The 2549-nt window shown below is 76.0% G+C and carries 2 protein-coding genes; one reads left to right on the top strand and one right to left on the bottom strand.

Going from position 1 to position 2549, the window contains the following annotated elements; all coding sequences use genetic code 11:
* Nucleotides 1–125: 125 nt before the first annotated feature.
* Entirely contained in the window at nucleotides 126–1760 is a 1635-nt protein-coding gene (locus tag AC529_RS14110) for a glycoside hydrolase family 13 protein (protein WP_068757434.1), read from the bottom strand.
* A 194-nt stretch (nucleotides 1761–1954) separates the two neighbouring features.
* Here AC529_RS14110 and AC529_RS14115 point away from each other — a divergent pair.
* The coding region (locus AC529_RS14115) for a glycosyltransferase (RefSeq protein ID WP_232306734.1) at nucleotides 1955–2549 on the top strand (595 nt) is incomplete at its 3' end.

Raw genomic sequence — 2549 nt, forward strand, 5'->3', positions numbered from 1 at the left:
GCCGCCGGAGGGGATGGGCCCCAATCATGAATCTACAACGTAAAGACCGGGGTCCGGGGCCCCACCGCCCCCCGCCGCACCGCGGAGACCCCCGAACACGCCGCCCCCGCCGCCCGCACGGCCGGTCAGTCCGCGGCCCGCAGCCACACCGCCGTGTTGCCCGGCAGGACGCCCGCCTCCAGCTCCGCGCTGGCCAGCAGCACCTCCCCGGGCGGCAGCGCCGCCGGAGCGGCCCCGGTGTTGACCACGACCAGCAGGTCCGCGCCGCGCCGGAAGGCCAGCACGTCGCCGCCGTCGAACCGCTCGTCCCAGCAGAAGCGGGGGTCGGACCGGAAGCCGCGGCGCAGCCGCAGCGCCCTGCGGTACAGCGCCAGGAACGAGCCGGGGTCCTCCGCCTGGGCCCGCACCGACAGCTCGCCCCAGTCGTCGGGCTGCGGCAGCCAGCCCGGCGCCGGACCGAAGCCGAAGGACGGCCCGGTCCGCTCCCAGGGGATCGGCACCCGGCAGCCGTCGCGGCCCTTGGCGGTGTGTCCGCTCCGCTCCCAGGTGGGGTCCTGCAACACCTCGGCGGGCAGGTCCGCGACCTCGGGCAGGCCCAGCTCCTCGCCCTGGTAGAGGTAGGCCGAGCCGGGCAGCGCCAGCTCCAGCAGCGCCGCCGCGCGGGCCCGCCGCCGCCCCAGGGCCAGGTCGGCCTTGGGGTCGCTGCCGTCGCTGAGCAGCCAGGCGTCCAGGTCGGTGCCCGGGGGCAGGCCCAGCACCGACACGGGGCGCACCACGTCGTGGTTGGACAGCACCCAGGTCGCCCGGGAGCCCACGGCCGCGGCATCGGCGAGGCTGGCCGAGACGACCCGGCGGTAGGCGGCGGCGTCCCACGGGCAGCGCAGGAAGCCGAAGTTGAACGCCTGGTGCAGCTCGTCGGGGCGCAGGTAGCGGACCAGCCGCTCGCTGGGCAGCCACGCCTCGGCCACCGCCATCCGCGGCGGGTCGAACTCGTCGAGGACCCGCCGCCACTCCCGGTAGATCTCGTGGACCTCGGGCCGGTCCCAGTGCGGGTGGTCGGGGTTGGTGGTGAAGGGGTCCACCCCGCTGGGGTCGTCGTGCGGCAGCACCTCGCGCAGCGGCTCGGACAGGTCCTTGACCAGCGCGTTGGCCACGTCGACGCGGAACCCGTCCACGCCGCGGCGGCACCAGAAGCGCAGGATGTCGCGGAACTCGGCGCGCACCTGGGGGTCGAACCAGTTCAGGTCGGGCTGCTCGCGGGCGAACAGGTGCAGGTACCACTGGCCGTCGGCGACCCGGGTCCAGGCGGGGCCGCCGAACATCGACTGCCAGTTGCTGGGCGGCCGCGAGCCGTCCGGGCCGAGCCCGTCGCGGAAGACGTAGCGGTTGCGCTCCGGCGAGCCGGGCGGGGCGGCCAGCGCCTGCCGGAACCACTCGTGCCGGTCGGAGGTGTGGTTGGGGACGATGTCCACGATGACGCGCAGGCCCGCCCGGTGCGCGGCGGCCACCAGGGCGTCGAAGTCGTCCAGGGTGCCCAGGCGCGGGTCCACCCGCCGGAAGTCGGCGACGTCGTAGCCGCCGTCGGCCAGCGGCGAGGGGTAGAACGGGGAGAGCCACAGCGCGTCCACCCCCAGCTCCACCAGGTGGTGCAGGCGCTGGACGAGTCCGGGCAGGTCGCCGAGGCCGTCGCCGTCGGAGTCGGCGAAGCTGCGCGGATAGACCTGGTAGATGACCGCGTCGTGCCACCAGTTCCGGGTCATGGCTCTCCTATCGCGTCGCGGCGCGCAGGGGCGCCAAGCAGGGCCGGTCGCTGTGCACGGTCGACCGGAGGGCGCACGGAAACGGGGTGCCGCCCCGGACGACACTCACGGTGTTTCCCGAAAACACCGGAAGGATTCCGGCGGGGGGCGAGGATGTGCTGGACGGAAGCGACGAGGGACGGGGGAGCAGGCCGATGCCGGGACGGACACTGCTGGTGACCAACGACTTCCCGCCGCGCCGCGGCGGGATCGAGACCTTCTGCCACGAGCTGGCGGTCCGCCTGGCCCGCCACGGCGGCGTGGTCGTCTACACCTCCGCCACGCCGGGCGGCCGGGACTTCGACGCGGGACTGGACTTCCCGGTGGTGCGCGACCGCAGCGGCGTGCTGCTGCCCACGCCCCGGGTGGCCGCCCGGGCCGCCGCGCTGCTGCGGGAGCACTCCTGCGACCGGGTGCTGTTCGGGGCGGCCGCGCCGCTGGGGCTGGCGGCGCGGCGGCTGCGCGCGGCGGGGGCGCGGCGGATCGTGGCCCTCACGCACGGGCACGAGGTGTGGTGGGCGCTGCTGCCCGGCTCCCGCGCGCTGCTGCGCCGGATCGGCCGCGGCGTCGACGTGCTCACCTACCTGGGCGGCTTCACCCGGGCGCAGGTGGCGCGCGCCCTGGACCCGCGCGACCTCGGCAAGCTGGTCCGGCTCGCCCCCGGGGTGGACCCCGACGTGTTCCACCCGGACGTGGACGGCTCGGCGGTGCGCGACCGCTACGGGCTGGGGGAGGCGCCGGTGGTGCTGT

This window comes from Thermobifida cellulosilytica TB100 (assembly GCF_001517975.1).
GTDB classification, from domain to species: domain Bacteria; phylum Actinomycetota; class Actinomycetes; order Streptosporangiales; family Streptosporangiaceae; genus Thermobifida; species Thermobifida cellulosilytica.